Source organism: Acinetobacter sp. ANC 4470 (genome assembly GCF_002135335.1).
In the GTDB taxonomy this organism is placed as follows: domain Bacteria; phylum Pseudomonadota; class Gammaproteobacteria; order Pseudomonadales; family Moraxellaceae; genus Acinetobacter.
In genome coordinates this window covers 490,347-511,051 of sequence record NZ_NEGC01000001.1, presented here as the reverse complement: position 1 = coordinate 511,051, position 20,705 = coordinate 490,347, and the positions used below count along the sequence as shown (strand labels likewise).

Here is a 20,705-nt window from a genome sequence, read left to right as displayed (position 1 = left end):
TTTGTTTACCTTAATGCGTCATTTCTTATTTAGTTCAGTTTAAGGTGGGTGACAAATTGCTGGTATAAAAAGCATTTTTTAGTGGGGGGTGTAAGTTGCCAATTTATTGACGGGATTATTAGAATATTTGATAGAATACCTATCATTTTTTAATATTTTCAAGTAGAAACATGAATATGGACAATTGGATTAAACAAGGTGAAAATTCAAATCTAATTGAGGTGAGTGTAGATGGCTCAACGATTACTTATGTTAAGCAAGGTAAATCTAGAAATTTTAATAATCCAGAAGAAAAAGTCCAAGCAGAAGCTTTTATTCGTCTAGTACTAGAGTTTGGTTACCCTGTTGAAAATATTAAACAGTTTGTTCCTGTGACTATGGGGGCAGATAAGCGTGAAGCTGACATTATTGTTTTTGAAGATTCTTCTCACACTAAACCAATTATAATTATTGAAGCCAAAAAACAAGAAGTTACTCAGGCAGAGTTTAATCAAGCGATTAATCAATGCTTTAGTTATGCAAACGCACTCTCAGGTACAGTGAAGTATATTTGGGTATATTCAACATTACTTAGTGAAATCTATCGCTTCAACAAAGAAAAAAATACACGTGAAGCTTTAACTGACCTACCACATTTTGGTTCTGATAGTGTTGCTCCTTATACCTTTGTTAAAGGTGGTGGTAAACATGAATATACAGATCCTAAGACTGGTAAACAAATTACGCAAGAATTTAAAGATCTTAAAAAAGTTGCTGAAGATGAGTTAACTCGTCGCTTTAAACAAGCACATGATGCGCTTTGGGCAGGCGGTCAGTTAAATCCATCTGAAGCTTTTGATGAACTGGATAAATTAATTTTCTGCAAGATTTGGGATGAGCGTTACAATTTAGAAGGCGCAACTAAAAAAAGAAGAAAGAAAGGTGAAATTTACAAATTTCAGGTGATTACTGTTCAAGGTAAAGATGAAGCGGAATCCATTCGTAAGACGAATCAGGCATTGGCTGATCGCATTAAACATATTTATGAAAAGGGTAAAGATTTCGATAAAGAGGTCTTTAAAGATGATATTCGTTTATCCAATGAACGTATTCGTACTATTGTAAATTATCTACAAGAAATCAATTTAAACGAAACTGACCTTGATAGTAAAGGACGAGCTTTCGAGACATTCATGGGAAGTTTTTTCCGTGGTGAGTTTGGTCAATACTTTACACCTCGTCCAATTGTTAAATTTATTGTTGATGTTTTACCGATTAAAAATACATCACGAGTGTTAGATACTTCTTGTGGTAGTGGTGGTTTCTTATTGCATGCCTTAGATAAAGTACGTCATCAAGCAGATTTAGAATATCCTGAATTTGAAACAGATAAAGATGACTATAGTTCATGGCATGAATATTGGCATGATTTTGCAGAAAAAAATCTTTATGGAATAGAGATTAACGAACAAATTGCTCGTACAGCAAAAATGAACATGATTATTCATGATGATGGGCATACCAATGTGATTTCATCAGATGGTTTGCTAAATGAGCAAACAATTCAGAAAAATACACATAACAAAGGTTTTAAATACGGAACATTTGATTTCATTATTACCAATCCACCATTTGGATCGGCTGTAAAACTGACAGAGCAAGCTTATTTAAAAACTTATAATTTAGGTAACAATGAGGCTGGTTGGTTAGATATAAAAAATGCTGGTGTTAAAAACCGCGACTCTCAAAGTACGGAAGTTTTGTTTATTGAGCAGGCTTATAACTTCTTAAATGAAGGTGGTTATTTGGCTGTTGTTATTCCAGATGGGATTTTAACCAATAGTAGTCTGCAATATGTGCGTGATCAAATAGAGGATTGGTATCGTATTGTTGCGGTAATCTCTATGCCTCAAACCGCATTCTCTGCAACAGGTGCAGGGGTTAAAAGTTCAGTTTTATTCTTGAAAAAATACTCTGAAAACCATACAGAAGATTTAAAGCAACGAAAATTGAATATTCAAAATAACTTGAAGGCCAAAAATGTTTATGAAAATCAATTAAAAGCATGGGATAAAGACAAAGCTTTAGTGATTAAAAAAATGGAAGGTTTCGATAGTCCGTATGATGATATGACCTTAACGGAGTTGAAAAAGACCGAAGAATATAAAGCATGGAAAGCTGAGATTGATGCTGAATATCGTGAAAAGATAAATGAGTTAAAAGAAAAGCTAGAAGATTCGTATTTACAAACCAAGCAGAATGAATTGCCAGATTATCCAATCTTTATGGCGATTGCTGAAGATATTGGTTATGACGCAACGGGTAAACCAACGCAACTAAATGAGTTAGAGCTTATTTCTACTGAATTAGCTAAATTTATTCAGGAGATTGAGAATGCTTAATAAGCTTTCATTTCGATTGAATTATTCGGAAATTGAAAAACGATTAGATCCTATTTTTTATTATAAAAATAGTAACTTAGATATAGTTAATAAAACATCTCTGCCCGTTTATAAACTCAAAGAAGTTATAAATATGCAACGTGGGCGTTTTGGTCATCGACCTCGCAATGATCCGAGTTTCTATGATGGAAAATATCCATTTATTCAAACAGGGGATGTTGTTCGTGCTAAATTCGGTTCAGATATTTCCTACTCTCAGACTTTAAATGATAAAGGTTTGAAAACCAGTCGTTTATTTTCTGAGCCAGTTGTTGTTTTGACTATTGCTGCAAATATTGGCTATACAGCTATCCTGAACTATCCAGCATGTTTTCCAGATAGTTTAATTGGTTTAACTTCAAAAAATGATTTGCTGGAATTAGAATATATCAATATCTATATTTCTCTAATTCGTCAATATATTGAAGATTTGGCACCACAAGCAGCTCAAAAAAATATTAATTATCAGCAGTTATCTTCTATACCTATTGTTGTTCCTGTTAAAGATGTACAACGCAAAATTATTAATGTTTGGAATATTTCTCAAAATTTAGAAAAAATAAAAAGAGAGTGCGCTAGAGAAAAATTAACATCTATTGATGCTTACTTATTAGATAAACTAGGTATTCATTTGTCTAATAAGAAAGAAAAAATTAGAGATAGAATTTTTAAAATTAATTTTACAAATATAATCGGCAGGCGTTTAGATCCAAATGCTTATAAAGTTGATGTACAAAATTTAAAGAAAAGTATAATTGAGTCTGCTTTTATAAAGAAACCATTAAAACTACTGGTTTCTAAAGGTTTTGGAGGAAACTGGGGAGCTGATGTTGCAAGTGATTTTGATAATAAAAAATTTGTTTGTTGTACAGTGATACGTGCTACAGAATTTGATAACAAAGGTAATTTAAGATTTGTAAATGGAAAGGTTAAGCAAAGGTTGATTGATAAAAGAATATTTGAAAAATCTGAGTTGATACTTAATGATTTGATTGTAGAAAAATCTGGTGGGAGTGAAAATCAACCAGTAGGGCGTATTGCTATTATAGATAGACATGCATGTAAATATTCACCACTTATTCATTCAAATTTTGTACATAAATTTACTGTTGTATCAAATGAAATTACTCCTGAATATTTATTCTATTATTTAAATCTAATGCACAAAATAAAACTTACGGAAAGTATGCAAAGCCAAACTAATGGTATTCGAAACTTAATTATGTCTGAGTATTTTAGTCAAGATATTATTGTACCTCCATTAAATGTTCAAGAAGAAATAATTTCACATATTAAACAGATACGTGACGAGGCTAAAAATCTAGAGGATGAAGCGAATCAAGTTCTTGAACATGCAAAGCAAGAAATTGAACAAATGATTCTTGGAGAAGTAGTGTGATTATTCGGGGGATTTTAGAATATTCATTGGGTGGTCAGCTGTGTATTCGTGGTTTTGCCCCATTGGGTGAGCTTGCTCGATTGTCTGAGCCAGATGTAAGTTATCAACGAGCATATATTCAAGAACGTGAACAAGAACTAGAGCACTATCTTCAAAATGAGGAATATTTATTTTTCTCTGAAATTATCTTAAGTTTAGATGTACAACAGCGTTTTACAGGAAATGGAGATATTCCACCATTTCAAAAACTATTGGATCCATTGCAGAAATCTAAATCTTTTAAATCTAATGTTGATGGAATTGAATTAAAAGTTAAAGCAGTTCCATTTAAAAATGTAGCTGATATTCGAAATAACAGTGAAGTTCAATTAGTTGAGTTAACTATAAATGATGCTTTAATTGGAGGTGGATTAAAACCATTTAAACGTATTGATGGAAATCATCGTCTTTCCGCAGTTGAGCATCTTGATAATACAGCGGTATCAGATAAAAATGCACCTTTTTGTATAGTCTTGAGCTCTGTTATTCATGAGCAAGATGGTATAACGATCCAAAGAGAAAATAAGAAAGCTGAACGTGTGATTTTCAATAATATCAACGGTAAAGCTATACCTTTAACTTTAGAGCAAAATCTTAAGGCTATTATTTCTCAAGATGGTATTGAAGGCTTTGATAATGAAGAATTAAAAGAAAAATTTGATTGGGCAACTTATGCCGTTCGTGAGTTAGGTATTGCATCAATCCAAAATTTAGCGGATGTGTATCCAAATTTAGGAAATGATTTTATAAATTGTCCGCTAACTTTTTCGAAAAAGATTATTGATATAGCACTTACGGAAAAAGTGATTACAGAGTCAAATGATGAAATACTCAAAATCAAGCAATCTTTAAGAGAAGTAAACAAGATTTTAGGAAATGAAAATCTGACTGATATATCGGTCGATATTGTTGTGGCTTGTGTGTTTATTCAACTTTCACAAATGAAATTGCAAATTTTTATCAATTGGTTGAAGCGAAATCATATATTTGAACTAGATCAAGTACATTCATCATCCCTCATAAGAATTTATAGAAAAATAAAAGAAGTAAAGAGTAAACAAATTTTTATTTCAATGCAGTTTTCTTCTGATACAGCTCCACATTATGATGCTATTAAAGAAGCAGTACGGACGATCAATTTCGAGTTCGAGCAGGAAATTCAGCTCCGTGAAATTAGGATTGATCAATTTAATCAAGGCTATTCCCACAATATTAATGACGAAATTTTAGAACTTATCGAAGATAGTGGTTTATTAATAGCTGATATTAGCCATCAAAATGGTAATGTTTACCATGAAATTGGTTATTTGATGGGGCTTAATCGAGGCAAAGGTTTGGATCAAAAGAATTTTATTTTGGTTAAAAGTGATAGTTCACCATTTGATGCAAATCGAGTTGGCTTTAATCTAACCGATATTAAACAAATTAGATTTACAGATACCCTTCGATTAAAAACAGAATTGGTCGAGGCTTTGAAAGTTTACTATCAGTTAGTTTAATTTGTTAACAGAGGGGGAAGAATACATGAAGTTAATTCATATTGTTGATACAGATCAAAATATGTGGATTGATGTGGATGTATTCTTTCAACAGTCCGAAATGGAACTTTCTCAATGGCGTAGTCAAATTAGAGAGCGATATAAACGGGATAAAACTAAGCCTCATTTTACTTGTGCTTGGTGCCAATCACCTGTGACCCTTGCCAGGCGAACAGACCACATGCAGATAAATACCTCTGCAACATTCTTTTTTAAACATATTCCTGAGTTAGAAAATAATCCAAACTTTAAATGTCCTGTAAAGTATATTAAGCAGCTATCAGAACAAGAAAAAACAGCTCTAAAATATCAAATTGCTAAAGAAACTCAACAACATAAACTGCTGAAAGAAAATATATATAAAAGCCTGCAAGTAGATGAAGCTTTTAGTGATATTCATATTGAGCAAGTTCGTAAAAGTATTGATCTAAAACAATGGCGTAGACCAGATGTATCTGCTCAATACCAAAATCAGTTAATCGTTTTTGAAGGGCAACTTTCTACAACTTTTTTGAATGTTATTATCGATCGAAAGATTTTTTATCAAGATAACAATGCCTGCTTACTATGGATTTTTAATCATTTTGAGCCAACGGAAAAAGCGAAGAAACAATCAATGCAAGATATTTACTATAACAATAATGCAAATGCATTTGTAGTGAATGATCTTACAATTGCTGTGTCAATTAAAGAGAAGGCCTTTATTTTAGAGTGCCATTATTTGAAGCCTGAAATTGAGAAAAATCAGATTATTAATAAATGGCATAAAGAGTTGGTTAAGTTCCAAAATTTGGTCTGTAATGATTCTACAAAACAAATTTATTACTTCGATTACGAAGCCTCTTATCGTGAACTAAAACAAAAATTAGGGTTACAACGGAACTTTCTACAGGAAAGTAGAAATCAAAATGATAAGCTAAAAGTTAAAAGGTATCTCGAATCACTGGAACAGGCAGATGTTGAAACAAAAGCTCCATCAAAGACTAAATCTGAATTATTGGTCGAATTCACTGAATTATGGGCAAAAACTCATTATCTCACCGATAGCCAATTCAACATTCAGTGGTTTTCAATTCGTAATGAGCTTGATTTAATCGGAATTAGTACACCTAAATATACTTTGCACCCACCCTATAAAACAGTAGTCAACTCAATTTTAAGTGCAAAATTTGGTTATGTTGTAGGTAATCATATTAACGATATGGTGAGTGTAGCCCATAACTTAATGGGACATCATCCAGCGTACATTAAGCATTTCATGCTTACTTTAAAGGTAACAGATAAACCCAATTTATTAAATGAGAGGGATAGTTCGGGTAAATGGAAAGAACGTTATAAAAAATATATCCAACAGCCAGAAGAGTTTAAAATTTATAAACATGATTTAAATCAGTTTATTGAGTTTTTAGTTCCTGAGTTTAAAGGACGCTTAATTGCTTGGGGTGAAAGCTGTGAACTTCATTCAAAAATAAATTTACCAAAGTAGGTCTATTATGAAATACCAACCGCCTTATAACCATCATATCAAAATTATTCATTTGATTTCACACACTAGTGAGAAGATAGGGCATTTGACAATTTTTAAACAAATTCAAGATAGCTTAAAGCTTAGAAAAACCAATCGTAAGGGTACAGCTTATAAAAACGTATATCCTACTAACTCAAAATCTCTTCAAATAAATCTATCTGTTGATTTTTTAGCAGTAATTAAAAGGTATCGCTGCTTATAACAATATTTAAACTGGGTAAGAAGATCTGATGTTAATCTATTTTAAGTTTGTTCTATTTGTAAGCTATAGTATAATTAAATATTTATATTAATTCAAAAGATATGAAAAACTTAAATATACTAGATGATAAAGAGCGCGAAAATAAAGGATTAGATACTTTATTAAGATTTGAATATCAAATTGATTGGGCAATTTACCACGCTTTAGATAAATTAAGCCAAAATGAAGAATTTGTGGTTTTTGTCGAATTCCATGAAGATGTTTTATTTGCCAATAGTTGTGCGTTTAATCCATCTACTAGGTTTGAGCTTTTTCAAATTAAAACAACATATAAATCATACACTCCAAGAAGCCTTACGACAGTAAAAGGCTCTAATTCTACTTTAGGAAAAATGATTTTAGGAATAAAAGATAAAATTTTTGAAAATCAAGTGGATAAGTTGTGTTTACTTTGCTTGGAAGATATTAACTTTAGCCATAATATTCAAGAGATAGACAAAGACTGTAGGTTTAGTGAACTGCATGAAGATGATAAGAAAATTCTGAAAGATGCTATGTTCAATGAGCTGAATTTTACAATAAATTCTAAATATGAAGACATCATTGTTTTTCGAAAAACAGCATTAAATCTAGATAAATCAGATTATCAAATAAGATATAAAATTCAAGATTTTATTGCACATACTTATGGAGATGTTGGGATGCGCCCTATAAGTATATATCGTGTTTTAGCAGATGATCTTAGGCCGAAATCTGAGCATAAACAGCGTTATGAATACTGGGAAGACTGCGTTAAACGTAGAGGGTTAGATAGTAAAACAATTTCTGAAAATATTTTAAAAAATACAGATCAAAATATAGAAACTGAACTTAAAAATTTGATTGAATCTCAGCTTAAAGAGAATGGTGAAAGTACCATTAAAACCGCAAGAATATTAAGAAAAATACGCGAATATTATTTATTTAAAATGTGTATTAAACCTGCTGTGGTACAAACTGAATTAGATCAATTTCTAGATGATATAGTATTACCTCTAGATATAGAAGATGAAACAACATACTGGAAATCTGTAAATTTACTTGATAAAAAAGTGAATGAACTTATTTTTTTAAAAGAATACAATAACTTAAAATCTGTTGCTGTATACGAAGTTTTCAGGATGATTTATGAGCAATTTTAAAAGTAAAAATCCTCAAATAAATTTTAAGCTTTTAATTAGGAATTTACGTCATGCAAACTACAAAGAGTTATTTCCAATTTCAGAGAATCGTCCTGAGATCTCTCAACGAACGCGGCGGGAAAGTTCTAAAACTTTATCCCAGAACTTTAATTGATTCAGAAGACAACACTAAAGGAAAGTCGACTCTTATTAATAGTCTGTTTTGGGGGCTTGGTTGTGAAGTCAAATTTGAAGAAACTTGGTGTGATGACTTAGAAACTATTGTTTCTTTTTCAGTAGCAGAGAAAAATTACGATGTTTATAGAAATAAGGAATATATTTCTATCATCTTTAACGATACAAATGAAGCTTATAAATACCCAATAAAATCTAAAAAAATTAGCAGTGATTTTATTAAAAAGCTGAATGGAATTTTAAATTTTAATGTTTTATTAAAATATGCTAATGCAAGTAAACTTTCTCAAGTACCACCGAGCTATTACTTTGCTACAACCTATATCGAGCAAATGACTGGTTGGGCAAATTTTTGGTTATGCTTCCCAAATATGAATGCTTTTAATAAAAATAATCGCACAGAATTAATTAAATATATTTGTGGGGTTCTAAATCAAAATTATTATGAAAAGAAAAATAAAGAAAATGAAATTACACAAGAAAAGAAAGAATTAGAGAAAATAATTGAAAGGGACACCTACTATTTTGATTATTTAAAAAGCTTTGAAACTGAAAAATACTCAGATAAAGTCATCCAGAAATCTATTGAGCTAGATAAATATGAAAAAAACTTATTGAGCCTCAGAAATGAATATTTAGAAAAAGCATCGAATCTATCCTCACTAAAAAATGAAATTGAACTAGTTAATATTGCAATTGGTGAGCTAGAGCAAGATTATGAATATAGCGTTCGCAATGTAGACCCATTTGAAGTTATTTGCCCAACTTGTGGCGTAATTCATCAGAACGATATTGTTAATAAATTCTCAATTGTAAAAGATTCTGATCTTTTACTAAAAAGAATTGATAGTTTAACCAAAGAAAAAAATAGCAATGGACAAGACCTAAGTAAAATATCCAGACTTATTCAGTTTGAAGAAGAAAAAATAACAGGACTTTTGGAGAATAATGACGTTCAAGAATACTTAAACTATTCTGTATTACAAAAAAAAATGACCCCTACTATTCAACAGAGTATCCTAAACAATGAGGTTCTAATTAAAGAAAATGAAACGCTTATCAAAGAATTTGAGAGTGAAAGGAAGCTAATTCAAAGTAAAAATCAGAAAGGTTTAGAAAGTGAGTTTGTGGATTATTTTGAAAAGCTATGCAAAGATCTTGAAATAGCCATTGGGAAAAAGAAAACTTTTACACAAATTCTTAATCACACCAGTGGCGGAGCAAATGGCATTAAACTCATGCTAGCTATTCGTTTAACACTATTACATGCAATGTGTACTTATGCGGAGTCATCTATTCCACCTTTTGTCATAGACTCTCCTCGCCAACAAGATATTAATGATTACAACTATAGCCTTATATTAAACGCCTTTGCTAAAATTCCAGAAGATGTTCAATTTATTGTTGCGGCAGTAAAAACCCAACCTATTAGTGAAATTCGAGATAGATTTGAAGAAATTTTTATTGAGGAAAATTTATTGGCAGGAGATGAATTTGATATTTCTAGTAATTTAATTAGTAATCATGAAGCTCTAATTAATTTAGCAGACATAAAAGATTAAATATTTTTAAAATTAATATGATATTTGTTGTTAAAAGGTCTGATTTACGAGTATTTTGGCCATCTACTTAACATAAAATTTATTATTCAAAATTGGTTTTGTTAGAACCCAAATAGAAATGTCCGCTTTTAGAATAGTCACCAAGAGATTTTATGAGCGGGCTGTTTAATATGTTAGTGTCTATGTCGGATAGCCCGTGTTTTGTATAATGCCTATTATAAATATAAAGAAATTGGTGATTCTTCATTTAATAAAAGTTTTCCACTTCAAGCTTTCTTATACTTAGGAAAAGGTACAATTTTATCCCTCAAACTATCAATAAAATCTGACCATTCCTGCATCATCTTGATTCGGTATTCTAAATGCTGTGCATGGTTATAGGCCTGAGATACTGCATTACCAACTTGATGCGCTAACTGTATTTCAATTGCATCGTGCATATAACCTTGTTCATGAAGCGTTGTAGATGCAAGTCCTCGGAAACCATGTCCAGTCATTTTACCGTTATAACCCATTGTACGTATTACGCAGAGCAGAGCATTACTACTCATAGGCTTAGCTGTGCTGTGATTATAGAAAACATATTGCTTATTGCCAGTGAGTGGTTTAAGTCCTTCCAGCAATTCGAGCGCCTGTGTGGATAATGGGACAAGGTGAGGCTGTGCCATTTTCATTTTTTCCGCAGGTATACGCCATAAATGATTATCATAATCAATTTCATTCCACTCCATCATTCTTAGCTCAGCAGTTCGTACAAAAGTTAATGTCATTAACTGAATGGCGGTCTTAATCATTGGATTGCCGTGGTAACGATCCATACGCTCAAGGAAGGGGGGAAACTCAGAAATATCTAAGCGAGCCATATGCTTCACTTTACGCGGTTTTAAAGCCTCTTGTAAGTGAGGTGTGGGGTCATTCTCAATCAGCCCTTTGCGTATCGCAAAACGGAAAATACGTCCCGCTAAAGGGATAGAGCGTTTAGCCATTTCCTGTGCACCACGTGCTTCAATTTTCTTAGCACAAGCAAGTACATCCTTACCTTTGATTTGATCAATGGGCATGTTACCTAGAGTAGGGAATAAGTCTTTTTCAAATACTGAAAGGTCACGTAAATAAGTTACTTCTTTGATGGTAGTTTTACGGTCGTTCATCCACTCCATAGCTAGCGCTTTAAAAAGAGTATTTTCATCTGCTTGCTGTTTCTTTTGTTTTTTGGCTTCATTGGGATTAATCCCATCTTTTAATTTTAATCGTGCTTCATCTCGAATCCTTCTCGCTTGAGCAAGAGAGGTATCTGGATATGTGCCAATACTAAAAATATTTTCTTTACTATTGAAACGAAACTTCATGCGCCAATGCATACCACCTGAAGGCGTAACCTCCAAATACATGCTTTTTTCATCAGGATATTTAGTTTTCTTTTCTGAAGGTTTGATTCTTCTGACAAAAGCATCTGTAAGCATCTTAGCGATTCCCGTAGAAATTTGGGGGTATAATTTTTGGGGTAATTTATTATACCCCCAGTTATACCCCCAACTATATCGAGATTGCAATAGATAAAGTAGATTGCATTAGACATAAAAAAAGCCTAAACCCTTTAGATTTAAGCCTTTTAAGATGGTATTAGATATTATAAGAATAGAGAATGGCGGTGAGAGAGGGATTCGAACCCTCGATACGCGCAAACGTATACACACTTTCCAGGCGTGCTCCTTAAGCCACTCGGACACCTCACCATTCGGCCGCGATAATAACGAAAAAAATGAAATCTGCCAAGGTGAAACAATTGATTTAGAGCAAAAAATTTTTCTCAGTGATATTATTCGGAAAAATTATGTCTACATTTAGAAGACGCGTATATGCAAAGTCCTGCAAAAAAAGCGGCACTGCCTGCAATCACCTTAGCTGCATTAGGTGTTGTATTTGGAGACATTGGAACCAGTCCACTGTATGCCCTACGGCAATGTTTCCTCACCGCACATCTCGCGATTACTGAGGCGACAGTTCTTGGAATTCTGTCGCTGATTTTTTGGTGCATGATGCTGACCATTAGTTTTAAATACGTCACCATTATCATGCGTGCAGATAATAATGGCGAAGGCGGGATTATGTCTTTGCTGGCATTGAATCTGCGAACCACTCGAATCGCTGAGAACAAGAAGATTTATCTGATTGCATTAGGCTTTATTGGCGCATCCCTGTTCTTTGGTGATGGTATTATTACGCCGGCAATTTCTATTTTATCCGCAATTGAAGGCTTAAGTATCGCGACGCCTATGTTTAATCAATGGCTCGTGCCTTTGGCGATTGGTATTTTGGCAGGATTATTTTTAGTACAGCGGCACGGTACAGCCACTATGGGCAAATTTTTTGGTCCATTAACCATGACTTGGTTTCTTTCCATTGGTGCAGTGGGGGTGTGGAGTATTATTCAAACTCCATTTGTATTGACGATGGTCAGTCCACATTGGGCCTTTAATTTTATTGTTCATCAACCCTATGTTGCTTTTCTGACGATGGGTGCTGTCATCCTTACCATGACCGGTGGTGAAGCTTTATATGCCGATATGGGGCATTTTGGTCGTTTACCTATTCGTCTGGCTTGGTTCATTATTGTTTTACCGTGTCTGCTGTTTAACTATGCGGGACAGGGGGCATTATTACTGCGTACCCCCGAGGCGATTTCGAATCCATTTTATATGCTGGTTCCTGACTGGGGGCTATATCCAATGATTGGCTTGGCGACAGCTGCCGCAGTCATTGCATCCCAAGCGGTAATTACCGGTGTGTTTTCAATGACCAATCAAGCCATTCAACTGCGCTATTTACCACGTTTAACTGTGCACCACACTTCGGATGTTGAACAAGGTCAAATCTATTTACCATTCATCAATTGGGTACTGTTTATTTCAGTGGTCATCCTGATTTTATTGTTTGAAAATAGTGCCAACTTAGCCAGTGCTTATGGGGTTGCCGTGACCATGACCATGCTCTGCGGTACGATTTTAATTTCGTTCCTTGCTTATGGTTTTTGGCGTTGGCCTGTATGGAAAGTTTTACTCTTTGCTATCCCATTCTTATTCATTGATTTGATTTTTGTTGCTTCGACCTCTTTAAAGATTATTTCGGGCGGATGGGTGCCAATTTTAATTGGTGCAGCGGTCTATACCATTTTAATGACGTGGAAAATGGGACGAGAAATTGTCTTGGCGCGTTTAGAAAAGGATGCTTTGCCAATTGATCTGTTTATCAAAAGTATTGGTATGAGTGCTGAAACACAATTTGTTCCCGGTGCAGCAGTATTTTTGACGGGGACACCCAATATTGTGCCGCATGCGATGTTGCATAATATTAAGCACAATAAAGTGTTACATGAATTAAATATGATGGTAACTGTAATTACCCGCGATATTCCTTATGTAGCACCAGAGGAACGTATTCAAGTTGAAAAATTGGATGAGCGTTTCTATCGAATCTCGATGTATTATGGTTTTAAAGATCAGCCTAATATTCCACAAGCACTTAAACAAGCTTATGAACAATTAGGGCTTGAGTTTGACATGATGCAAATCAGCTTCTTTATTTCTCGTGATCGATTAATTCACACGGTTGGAGATGGGTTATCTCCATGGCGTGAAAAACTATTTATTTCAATGCAACGAAATACCAGTCCAGTCAGTGATTTTTATCAAATCCCGCCGAATCGCGTGGTAGAACTGGGCAGTCAAATCGAAATTTAGTCATGTATTGAATTACACATAAAAAAACCAAGGTGAATGCCTTGGTTTTTTTATTGGAGGATAAAACCCAACAAAGCGTGATCAGTTCTCTGTTGTTTCCGCAATGGGTGCTTCAGGAGATGCATTGAGTGGCGTATCTGTAAGATCCGCTTCTGGTGCAGCTTGTACAGCATCAGTTGGTTGAGTGGCTTCTGGTGTTGCAGCGACTTCATTCGTCGTCATTGTTTCAGCCGCATTAACCGCTTCATGGGTGACATCTATTTGAGCACTATCTGCTGCATTGACTGGAGTATCAGCAGAAGAGGAAACCATTGGTGCAGCAGCAATACTGTCATTGTTATTATTTGTAGAGGGTTGTACCGCCACTTCTTGATTTAAGACTTGTTCTGCTTGTTGTATAGCTAATTCAGCATTTGGCTGTATTGGTTCTTCAGATGTAACTTGAGCAGTTTGCTCAATAGCAGGAGTGTTGGTTTGTTCTACAGCAGGTGTATCCATATGTGTGGTTGAATCTGAGGCTGAATGATTTTGTACGTTTGTCTCAGCCCCAGCTTGTGTAGGCTCAGAAATGGCTTGGCTAGCATCAATAATACGGATTTGACCACTGGCAACTAGGTCTTGAATTGAACCTGCTTGACCATTGACAGTCGTGGTCACTTTCACTTTAGATAAACTTTCTAAAGAATCACCTGGTTGAATCGCAGGTTCTGCAAATGCTGTTGCACTCATCAAGCCTGTAATGAGGCTTAAACCTAAAAGCTTAGCATGCATAAAATACTCCGTAGAAATAATCATTCTGAAATCTTGCTTGTTTTTACCTTGTCATAATTTTGATCGCTTTTTCAATCAAACACACTTAAAGCCATTAAGAGTCTCTATAAAAGCTTTAGAAAATTAGACATATTGTTACAGTGATTGTGCTTTTGTTAATCATATTCTGCTTAATTGTTAAGCAAACAAATTCAGTTACATATACTTCAATTTACTTGCTTGTTAAGCTCGTGAAAAATCAGTGTTTATTTAGAAATGGCAATTAAGAAACGTAAAACGAGTAAATCTTGGGTCCAACTTTTAAATCAAAATAGTTTAAAAATTGTTTTGGGTTTAGTGGCAACCAGTAGTTTTGCGATTGCTTTTGGACAAGAAAAAATCCAACAATTTGTTTCACTGCCAGCGGCATCAAATTCTGCTTGTTTAGATCAGTTTTATCGCGATATTCCACCTTATTTAGCCAAAGAAAGCCTCAATAAAAATACCTATCCACTATGTTTTAATGGTTTTAATGTGATGTATTCGGGTGTTTCTAAAACACCATTATGGGTTGCTGAAGCATTGACTCCACAGCGCTTAAGTCAAAAAATTCCACGTGAAGATAGCTTTCATGAAGAAACAAAAGTAAAAGTGGAACATCGTGCCACCTTGTCGGATTATAAAGCTTCAGGTTATGACCGTGGGCATATGGCTCCGAATGCCGATATGCCAACTAAGGCTGCTCAGTCAGATAGTTTTTCATTAGCCAATATGGTGCCGCAAGCACCAAAAAATAATCAACAGGTTTGGCGTGAATTAGAAGAAGCCACACGTGCGCTGGTCACCAAACATAAATATGATGTGTATGTGGTTACAGGACCTATTTTTGCAGCAAAAAAATTAAAGACCATTGGGAAAGGCGTTATTGTTCCAACCGCAGTTTTTAAAGCCGTTTATATTCCTAAAACGGGTGCAATTGGTGCGTACTATGCACCTAACAATAATTTATTGCAGGTCAAAGTCGTTAGTGTTTGTTATTTAGAAGAACAATTGGGCATAAATTTGTTCCCACAACTCACCGAAGAACAAAAACGTAATACCTATAATTTGCCATTGAAAGCAACAGCAGTGAAAGCCACTCAAAAAATTGCGTATTTACATTGGGATGCCGAAAGCCAATGTGCTGAAGATGTCAGTTCCGATAAATTGACTGCGGTACAAAAAGATTTTAAATCTTCATCTGTGGGGTCTACATCGGATATCAAGCCCACCCATGCAAGCCAGAATGAGGCGCCGACGATTGATACAAATACTCAAGATGCCATTGTGAAACAACTAATTGAAGGATTATTGCATTACATTTTACAGTTGATGAAGTAAGCTGTTTTTCGGTAGGATGAAGTGGGACATCCTACTTTTTAAAACAATAAAATCAGTGAGCATACAATGTTTAAACCTTTTGAAAATGCGACAGCGTCACATGCGATTCATGACTTAACTTTGGAAAACCAAGAAGACTGTGTCAGTATTTATGGTAATTTGCAGTTGACCAAAGATCAGGCAGGCTTGCAGGCAGCAAAAGTATTGCAGGCTTTTTTAAATGATGTGGTTGCTCAGCTTGAGCAAGAAAGTCATCTGCCTGAAAAAATTGATCGTCAAGATGAACACGAAGTTGAAAATCCATTTTTATAAAACTTTAGATTTTAATCATGTTCCATGTGGAACATAAAAAAGCTTACATTTAGTGTAATGCCAGTCAGTGAGAGAGTTGACTGGCATTTTATTTTTTAAATTCATAATATTATTTCATACACGAAAACGTCATCCGCAACTAGAGCAATCAATAAAGTATGGCTTTACTTAGCAGCACAAGGCAGAATGACATTGGCAATATATTGTTTTTGTTAATTTTCGGTAGTTAGTGAGTTCTGCGGTACGAACTCAAAATATATTTTGAGGCTTCTCATTTGGGCGTATAAGAAACACTGTTTCGCAAGGACGGAGTGAGCCCCAAATACCTGATCTAAAACGGTAAGACTCGGTCATGAATAAGCAAAAAGTTAAGGACTTTATATCTAAAATCCTTAACTGATCAGTATTAATCAGATATGAGATTTTTTATGCTTGATGCTTCATAGTCTTGCTCGGTTGCAACTACGCGATAAATCAGCGCACCAAGAATCGCACCAAAAATAGGAGCGACCCAGAATAGCCAAAGTTGACTTAAAGCCGCTGTGTCTGCAAAGAATGCTACACCTGTACTGCGTGCTGGATTAACCGAGGTATTGGTGATAGGAATACTAATTAAGTGAATCAGCGTTAAAGCCAGACCAATCGCGATAGGTGCAAATCCTGCAGGTGCTCGTTTATCTGTTGCACCTAAAATAATAATGAGGAAAAAGGCTGTTAATACCACTTCAATGATTAAAGCAGAAGTCATGGAGTATTTTCCTGGCGATAGTTCACCAAATCCATTGCTAGCGAAGCCAGCGGCACTGGTAAATCCAGCTTGACCTTGCACAATCAGATATAAAACCAGTGCTGCTAAAGTTGCGCCAATGACTTGGGAAATAATATAGGGAATGAGGTCTTTGGCATCAAAACGACCACCGAACCATAAGCCGACACTCACGGCAGGATTGAAGTGTCCACCTGAAATATGACCTAAAGCATAAGCACCAGTAAGGACGGTTAAGCCAAAGGCAAGTGCCACGCCTGCAAAGCCAATTCCGAGCTCTGGGAATGCTGCTGCAAAAATTGCACTGCCGCATCCACCAAAGACTAACCAAAATGTTCCAATTAATTCGGCAAGATATTTATTCATTTGATTCTCCAGACTTTGTTATAAATTTTTAATGATTCAATGTGATATTTTATATTTGTCGATAAATTGAATATTGCTCAATCACAACATGATGAATAGACATGACACGAGCATGACCGTCATTTAAATTTATGAATATTGTTGCTTTCTCCATTGTTGTGGTGTCGAACCAGTCCATTGTTTAAATGCACGTTGAAAGGCACTTTGTTCAGAATAACTCAGCAATAATGCGATTTCTTGTAGACCTAAATGTGGATCTTTTAAATATTGTTCTGCCAGCAAATGGCGAACTTCTTGCATACGTTGTTGATAGGTCGTGCCTTGTTGTTGTAAGTGGCGCTGGAGTTGACGTACCGACATTCTTAATTGCTTGGCAATGGGGTCAATTTGATAAAGATTTTTTTGTAAGCCTGTTAAAATGGCTTGTTGGATACGTTGATCTAATTGTGTGGAATGAGGCAACTTGTCTAATAAGGCTTGAGCTTGTTGCATCAACAACTGCTGTAAGGTTTGGTCACCTTGACGGAAAGGTTTTGCCAGCTCTTGAATGGGCAAAATAATTTGAGCGGTAGCTTGGGAAAATCGAACTTTACAGTGAAAATATTGCTCATATAGCGCAATATTTTTTGGGGCTGGATGGGTAAAATGAACCTCATGCACATAAATATCATCAAACTCTATAAATAAATGAAGAAATTGCATCATTAAGGCAATGGCAATTTCATTGGTGACTTGAGTCGTCAAATGAAAGGGGATATCTCCCCAGCCAATGGTTAGGTAGTCGTCAAGCATATTCACCTGTAAGCTACTTCCATCATAGACTAAACGATGTAAGTCATGATAACGATGCAGAACCTCACCTAATGTTGTGCAAGATAAGGCAATATAAGCAATGATCCCCAGATGTTTCGGTTGTACGTATTCGGCAATTTCAAGACCAAGAGCTGGAACGTGAATCTGCTGTTGAATATCTGTGAGTAAATCCCGCCAGAGGCTATAGTCAAAGCGTTCTAAGTTTTGAACTTGTTCAAGTTTTTCAGAAATAACTAAGCCTTTCGCTTGGCTATAAGCATAAAGTAAATGTCCGAGACCACCATAAACAGAGCCTGTATAATCTTTAAATTGTTGCATCCTGCTCTTTTTGTTGTCGTAATTTGTCAATGAAGTTTTATTTTGCGGTCAATATTTAGCACATTTCCTTAAGTATATTCAATACTAAAGAGGAGGAATAAACATGTTAAAAGGTTTTTTGGTGGGATTGGTGGTCGCCAATGGTTTTGAGTGGGTGGCACATAAGTATATTTTGCATGGTACACACCGTAGTGGGAAACCACGTTATAGCCCAGTACCAGACAGTATGAAGTCACATTGGGAACATCATCGTGAAGTGCGTAAAACAACATTTCATGATCATGGCTACGTCGAAGGAATTTCGAATTGGCGAACTAAAAATGAAATCATTTCTTTAGCTGTGGTGGCTGGTGCAGCCAGTGTACTGTTTTATCCTATATCTAAGGGAATGGCTGCGGCTGCGGTCTATAGTGCGTGTAATTATTATTATATTCATCGTCGTGCCCATTTAGAGCCAGATTGGGCAATGAAAAAAATCCCGTGGCACTATGACCATCATATGAATTCGAATCAGGATGCCAATTGGTGTGTGACCAAGCCGTGGTTTGATTATATTTTGGGTACACGGGTGATTTCTTCACAAAATTTACAAGAACAAAACCCATTGGGCATCGCACTTCCACAATCTATTTCAAAAGTACTGAATTTTGTGGCAGAAAATTACTTTCCGGCAAAATGGGTAGAAACGATGCCTAAATTAGAGGTAAAGGTATAAAAAATAGGTTTTTCCCGCATTTTTAGTTTAATCGCGTTGATTTCATTCATTGCTGTCAGGTGAAAAACTCATATCGTTTTGCCTTAGTGTCGTGATTTGTCAATATTTTTGGCATGAATGGTCAATATTCTGCGGATTTTTTGATCTATATTTGCTGCACCATCAAGTTGTCTTATCTTGGTCTGGGTATATTATTTTATGCTTTAAACATTGTAAGAAACCACGCGCTGTCGTTTTCTTAGTTTATAGGGAGTCTTAAAGGCTCCTTTTTTTTATCTTAAAATTTTGTTAATAACGGATGTTACGCAGCGACTTAAATCTGCCAAATAGATTATAGAAAAAATTAATTCCACGTTAGGATGGCATATATGCCATCCGTTGGGTTGGCGTATAGGGATGTTTGCTCAGACCAACAAAAGGTTTTGTCTTGAGTAGTAGTGCTACTCATTAACCTTTCAAAAGTAGAAATAATGCCGACGCAAAGGGCATTTAAACTTTGCAATGCTGCGCATTGAATAACATCAGCTAGGTCATTTGTATATTATATAAAGCTAATTAATCTTTATTCATGACTAAAGTGATAAGGCTTTTTAAATGAGTGCGTAACATCAGTTAATAAAAAAGAGTGTTATTTAAACACTCTCTTATAGCTTGATGGCAGATGTGCCCATTACAGACGCATTTCAATCCCTTGAGCTGCAAGATATTGTTTCGCTTCAGGAATGGTGTGTTGACCAAAGTGGAAAATAGATGCGGCTAAAACGGCATCTGCACCACCGATTAAAATGCCATCGGCCAAATGCTGTAAACATCCGACCCCACCTGAGGCAATGGTTGGAATGGTGACACGGTTATTAATTTGACGCATCAATTTAAGATCATAACCCGCTTTGGTGCCATCAGCATCCATCGAGGTAATGAGTAGTTCGCCTGCGCCAAAGTCAGCCATTTTTACAGCCCATTCAATCGCATCAATCCCTGTTGCTCTACGCCCGCCATGGGTGAAAATTTCCCATTTATTATCGCCCGTTTTTTTAGCATCAATGGCAACAACAATACATTGTGCGCCAAAACGTTGTGACGCTTCTTGTACAAACTCTGGATTAAACACCGCCGCGGAGTTAATGCTGACTTTATCTGCACCGGCATTTAACAATAAGCGAATATCTTCTACTTTACGGACACCACCACCTACGGTTAAAGGAACGAATACGCTTTCAGCCATACGTTCAACAGTGCGGTAAGTGGTGTCACGACCACCCGATGTTGCCGTAATGTCTAAGAAGGTAATTTCATCTGCACCTTGTTCATTATAACGGCGTGCAACTTCAACTGGGTCACCTGCATCACGAATATCAAGGAATTGAACACCTTTCACCACTCGACCATTATCTACGTCAAGGCAAGGAATAATACGTTTAGCAAGCATAATTTTTTCCAAAAATAACAGTCGATTATGAAACTTCGCCACGAAGGTGCTACACCTTGGTAGTGGGAGGAGG

The 20,705-nt window shown here is 35.3% G+C and carries 14 protein-coding genes, 1 tRNA gene and 2 pseudogenes; 11 read left to right on the top strand and 6 right to left on the bottom strand.

The genetic code is table 11. The features are described from left to right. Positions 1-176 precede the first annotated feature (176 nt). From B9T25_RS02370 to B9T25_RS02340, 7 genes and pseudogenes are all read left to right on the top strand, one after another. Entirely contained in the window at positions 177-2,381 is a 2,205-nt protein-coding gene (locus tag B9T25_RS02370) for a restriction endonuclease subunit M (RefSeq protein ID WP_086186868.1), read from the top strand. Further along, positions 2,374-3,819, top strand: coding sequence for a restriction endonuclease subunit S (locus tag B9T25_RS02365; RefSeq protein WP_086186867.1), 1,446 nt, complete (start codon positions 2,374-2,376; stop codon positions 3,817-3,819). Before B9T25_RS02370 ends, B9T25_RS02365 begins: the two co-directional genes overlap by 8 nt. Continuing rightward, the gene (locus B9T25_RS02360) at positions 3,816-5,357 is read left to right on the top strand and encodes a hypothetical protein (RefSeq protein ID WP_086186866.1); all 1,542 of its coding nucleotides are present in this window, start codon (positions 3,816-3,818) and stop codon (positions 5,355-5,357) included. Before B9T25_RS02365 ends, B9T25_RS02360 begins: the two co-directional genes overlap by 4 nt. Before the next feature lie 25 nt (positions 5,358-5,382). Next, complete coding sequence (locus tag B9T25_RS02355) at positions 5,383-6,882, top strand: DUF6035 family protein (RefSeq protein ID WP_086186865.1); 1,500 nt, start codon at positions 5,383-5,385, stop codon at positions 6,880-6,882. Between the two features lie 7 nt (positions 6,883-6,889). Further along, positions 6,890-7,021 (top strand): annotated as a pseudogene (locus B9T25_RS14630) (cell filamentation protein Fic); the annotation flags it as partial. A gap of 206 nt (positions 7,022-7,227) precedes the next feature. Beyond that, the gene (locus B9T25_RS02345) at positions 7,228-8,307 is read left to right on the top strand and encodes a dsDNA nuclease domain-containing protein (RefSeq protein ID WP_086186863.1); all 1,080 of its coding nucleotides are present in this window, start codon (positions 7,228-7,230) and stop codon (positions 8,305-8,307) included. A gap of 50 nt (positions 8,308-8,357) precedes the next feature. Further along, positions 8,358-10,043, top strand: a complete 1,686-nt coding sequence (locus B9T25_RS02340) for a hypothetical protein (protein ID WP_086186862.1) — start codon at positions 8,358-8,360, stop codon at positions 10,041-10,043. A 266-nt stretch (positions 10,044-10,309) separates the two neighbouring features. Here B9T25_RS02340 and B9T25_RS02335 read toward each other — a convergent pair whose 3' ends face one another. Next, entirely contained in the window at positions 10,310-11,506 is a 1,197-nt protein-coding gene (locus tag B9T25_RS02335; protein WP_086187030.1) for a tyrosine-type recombinase/integrase, read from the bottom strand. 183 nt (positions 11,507-11,689) lie between these two features. Continuing rightward, a tRNA-Ser gene (locus B9T25_RS02330) sits at positions 11,690-11,779 on the bottom strand. A gap of 123 nt (positions 11,780-11,902) precedes the next feature. Here B9T25_RS02330 and B9T25_RS02325 point away from each other — a divergent pair. Continuing rightward, the gene (locus B9T25_RS02325; RefSeq protein WP_086186861.1) at positions 11,903-13,783 is read left to right on the top strand and encodes a potassium transporter Kup; all 1,881 of its coding nucleotides are present in this window, start codon (positions 11,903-11,905) and stop codon (positions 13,781-13,783) included. Positions 13,784-14,376: 593 nt separating this feature from the next. Here B9T25_RS02325 and B9T25_RS14820 read toward each other — a convergent pair. Next, a pseudogene (locus tag B9T25_RS14820) lies at positions 14,377-14,554 on the bottom strand (hypothetical protein); the annotation flags it as partial. A gap of 255 nt (positions 14,555-14,809) precedes the next feature. Here B9T25_RS14820 and B9T25_RS02315 point away from each other — a divergent pair. Both B9T25_RS02315 and B9T25_RS02310 read left to right on the top strand, forming a co-directional pair. Continuing rightward, positions 14,810-15,913, top strand: coding sequence for a DNA/RNA non-specific endonuclease (locus B9T25_RS02315; protein ID WP_086186859.1), 1,104 nt, complete (start codon positions 14,810-14,812; stop codon positions 15,911-15,913). Between the two features lie 66 nt (positions 15,914-15,979). Continuing rightward, on the top strand, positions 15,980-16,225 hold the full coding sequence (locus tag B9T25_RS02310) for a hypothetical protein (protein ID WP_086186858.1): 246 nt from the start codon (positions 15,980-15,982) through the stop codon (positions 16,223-16,225). A gap of 406 nt (positions 16,226-16,631) precedes the next feature. Here B9T25_RS02310 and aqpZ read toward each other — a convergent pair whose 3' ends face one another. After that, positions 16,632-17,357 (bottom strand): aquaporin Z, encoded by a 726-nt coding sequence (gene aqpZ, locus B9T25_RS02305; protein WP_086186857.1) that lies wholly within the window; start codon positions 17,355-17,357, stop codon positions 16,632-16,634. Positions 17,358-17,486: 129 nt separating this feature from the next. After that, a complete protein-coding gene (locus B9T25_RS02300; RefSeq protein WP_086186856.1) occupies positions 17,487-18,488 on the bottom strand; it encodes an AraC family transcriptional regulator in 1,002 nt (333 codons plus the stop codon). 103 nt (positions 18,489-18,591) lie between these two features. On the opposite strand from B9T25_RS02300, the gene B9T25_RS02295 reads away from it, so the two are divergent. Further along, positions 18,592-19,203: a sterol desaturase family protein gene (locus tag B9T25_RS02295; RefSeq protein ID WP_086186855.1), complete on the top strand. Its 612-nt coding sequence runs from the start codon at positions 18,592-18,594 to the stop codon at positions 19,201-19,203. 670 nt (positions 19,204-19,873) lie between these two features. Here B9T25_RS02295 and hisF read toward each other — a convergent pair. Further along, complete coding sequence (gene hisF, locus B9T25_RS02290) at positions 19,874-20,635, bottom strand: imidazole glycerol phosphate synthase subunit HisF (protein WP_416202347.1); 762 nt, start codon at positions 20,633-20,635, stop codon at positions 19,874-19,876. Positions 20,636-20,705 lie beyond the last annotated feature (70 nt).

Bases quoted from the DNA above. Each gene is read 5' to 3' on its own strand.
- B9T25_RS02370 (WP_086186868.1), top strand. From the start codon at position 177: ATGGACAATTGGATTAAACAAGGTGAAAATTCAAATCTAATTGAGGTG.
- B9T25_RS02365 (WP_086186867.1), top strand. From the start codon at position 2,374: ATGCTTAATAAGCTTTCATTTCGATTGAATTATTCGGAAATTGAAAAA.
- B9T25_RS02355 (WP_086186865.1), top strand. From the start codon at position 5,383: ATGAAGTTAATTCATATTGTTGATACAGATCAAAATATGTGGATTGAT.
- B9T25_RS02345 (WP_086186863.1), top strand. From the start codon at position 7,228: ATGAAAAACTTAAATATACTAGATGATAAAGAGCGCGAAAATAAAGGA.
- B9T25_RS02340 (WP_086186862.1), top strand. From the start codon at position 8,358: ATGCAAACTACAAAGAGTTATTTCCAATTTCAGAGAATCGTCCTGAGA.
- B9T25_RS02335 (WP_086187030.1), bottom strand. From the start codon at position 11,506: ATGCTTACAGATGCTTTTGTCAGAAGAATCAAACCTTCAGAAAAGAAA.
- B9T25_RS02325 (WP_086186861.1), top strand. From the start codon at position 11,903: ATGCAAAGTCCTGCAAAAAAAGCGGCACTGCCTGCAATCACCTTAGCT.
- B9T25_RS02315 (WP_086186859.1), top strand. From the start codon at position 14,810: ATGGCAATTAAGAAACGTAAAACGAGTAAATCTTGGGTCCAACTTTTA.
- B9T25_RS02310 (WP_086186858.1), top strand. From the start codon at position 15,980: ATGTTTAAACCTTTTGAAAATGCGACAGCGTCACATGCGATTCATGAC.
- aqpZ (WP_086186857.1), bottom strand. From the start codon at position 17,357: ATGAATAAATATCTTGCCGAATTAATTGGAACATTTTGGTTAGTCTTT.
- B9T25_RS02300 (WP_086186856.1), bottom strand. From the start codon at position 18,488: ATGCAACAATTTAAAGATTATACAGGCTCTGTTTATGGTGGTCTCGGA.
- B9T25_RS02295 (WP_086186855.1), top strand. From the start codon at position 18,592: ATGTTAAAAGGTTTTTTGGTGGGATTGGTGGTCGCCAATGGTTTTGAG.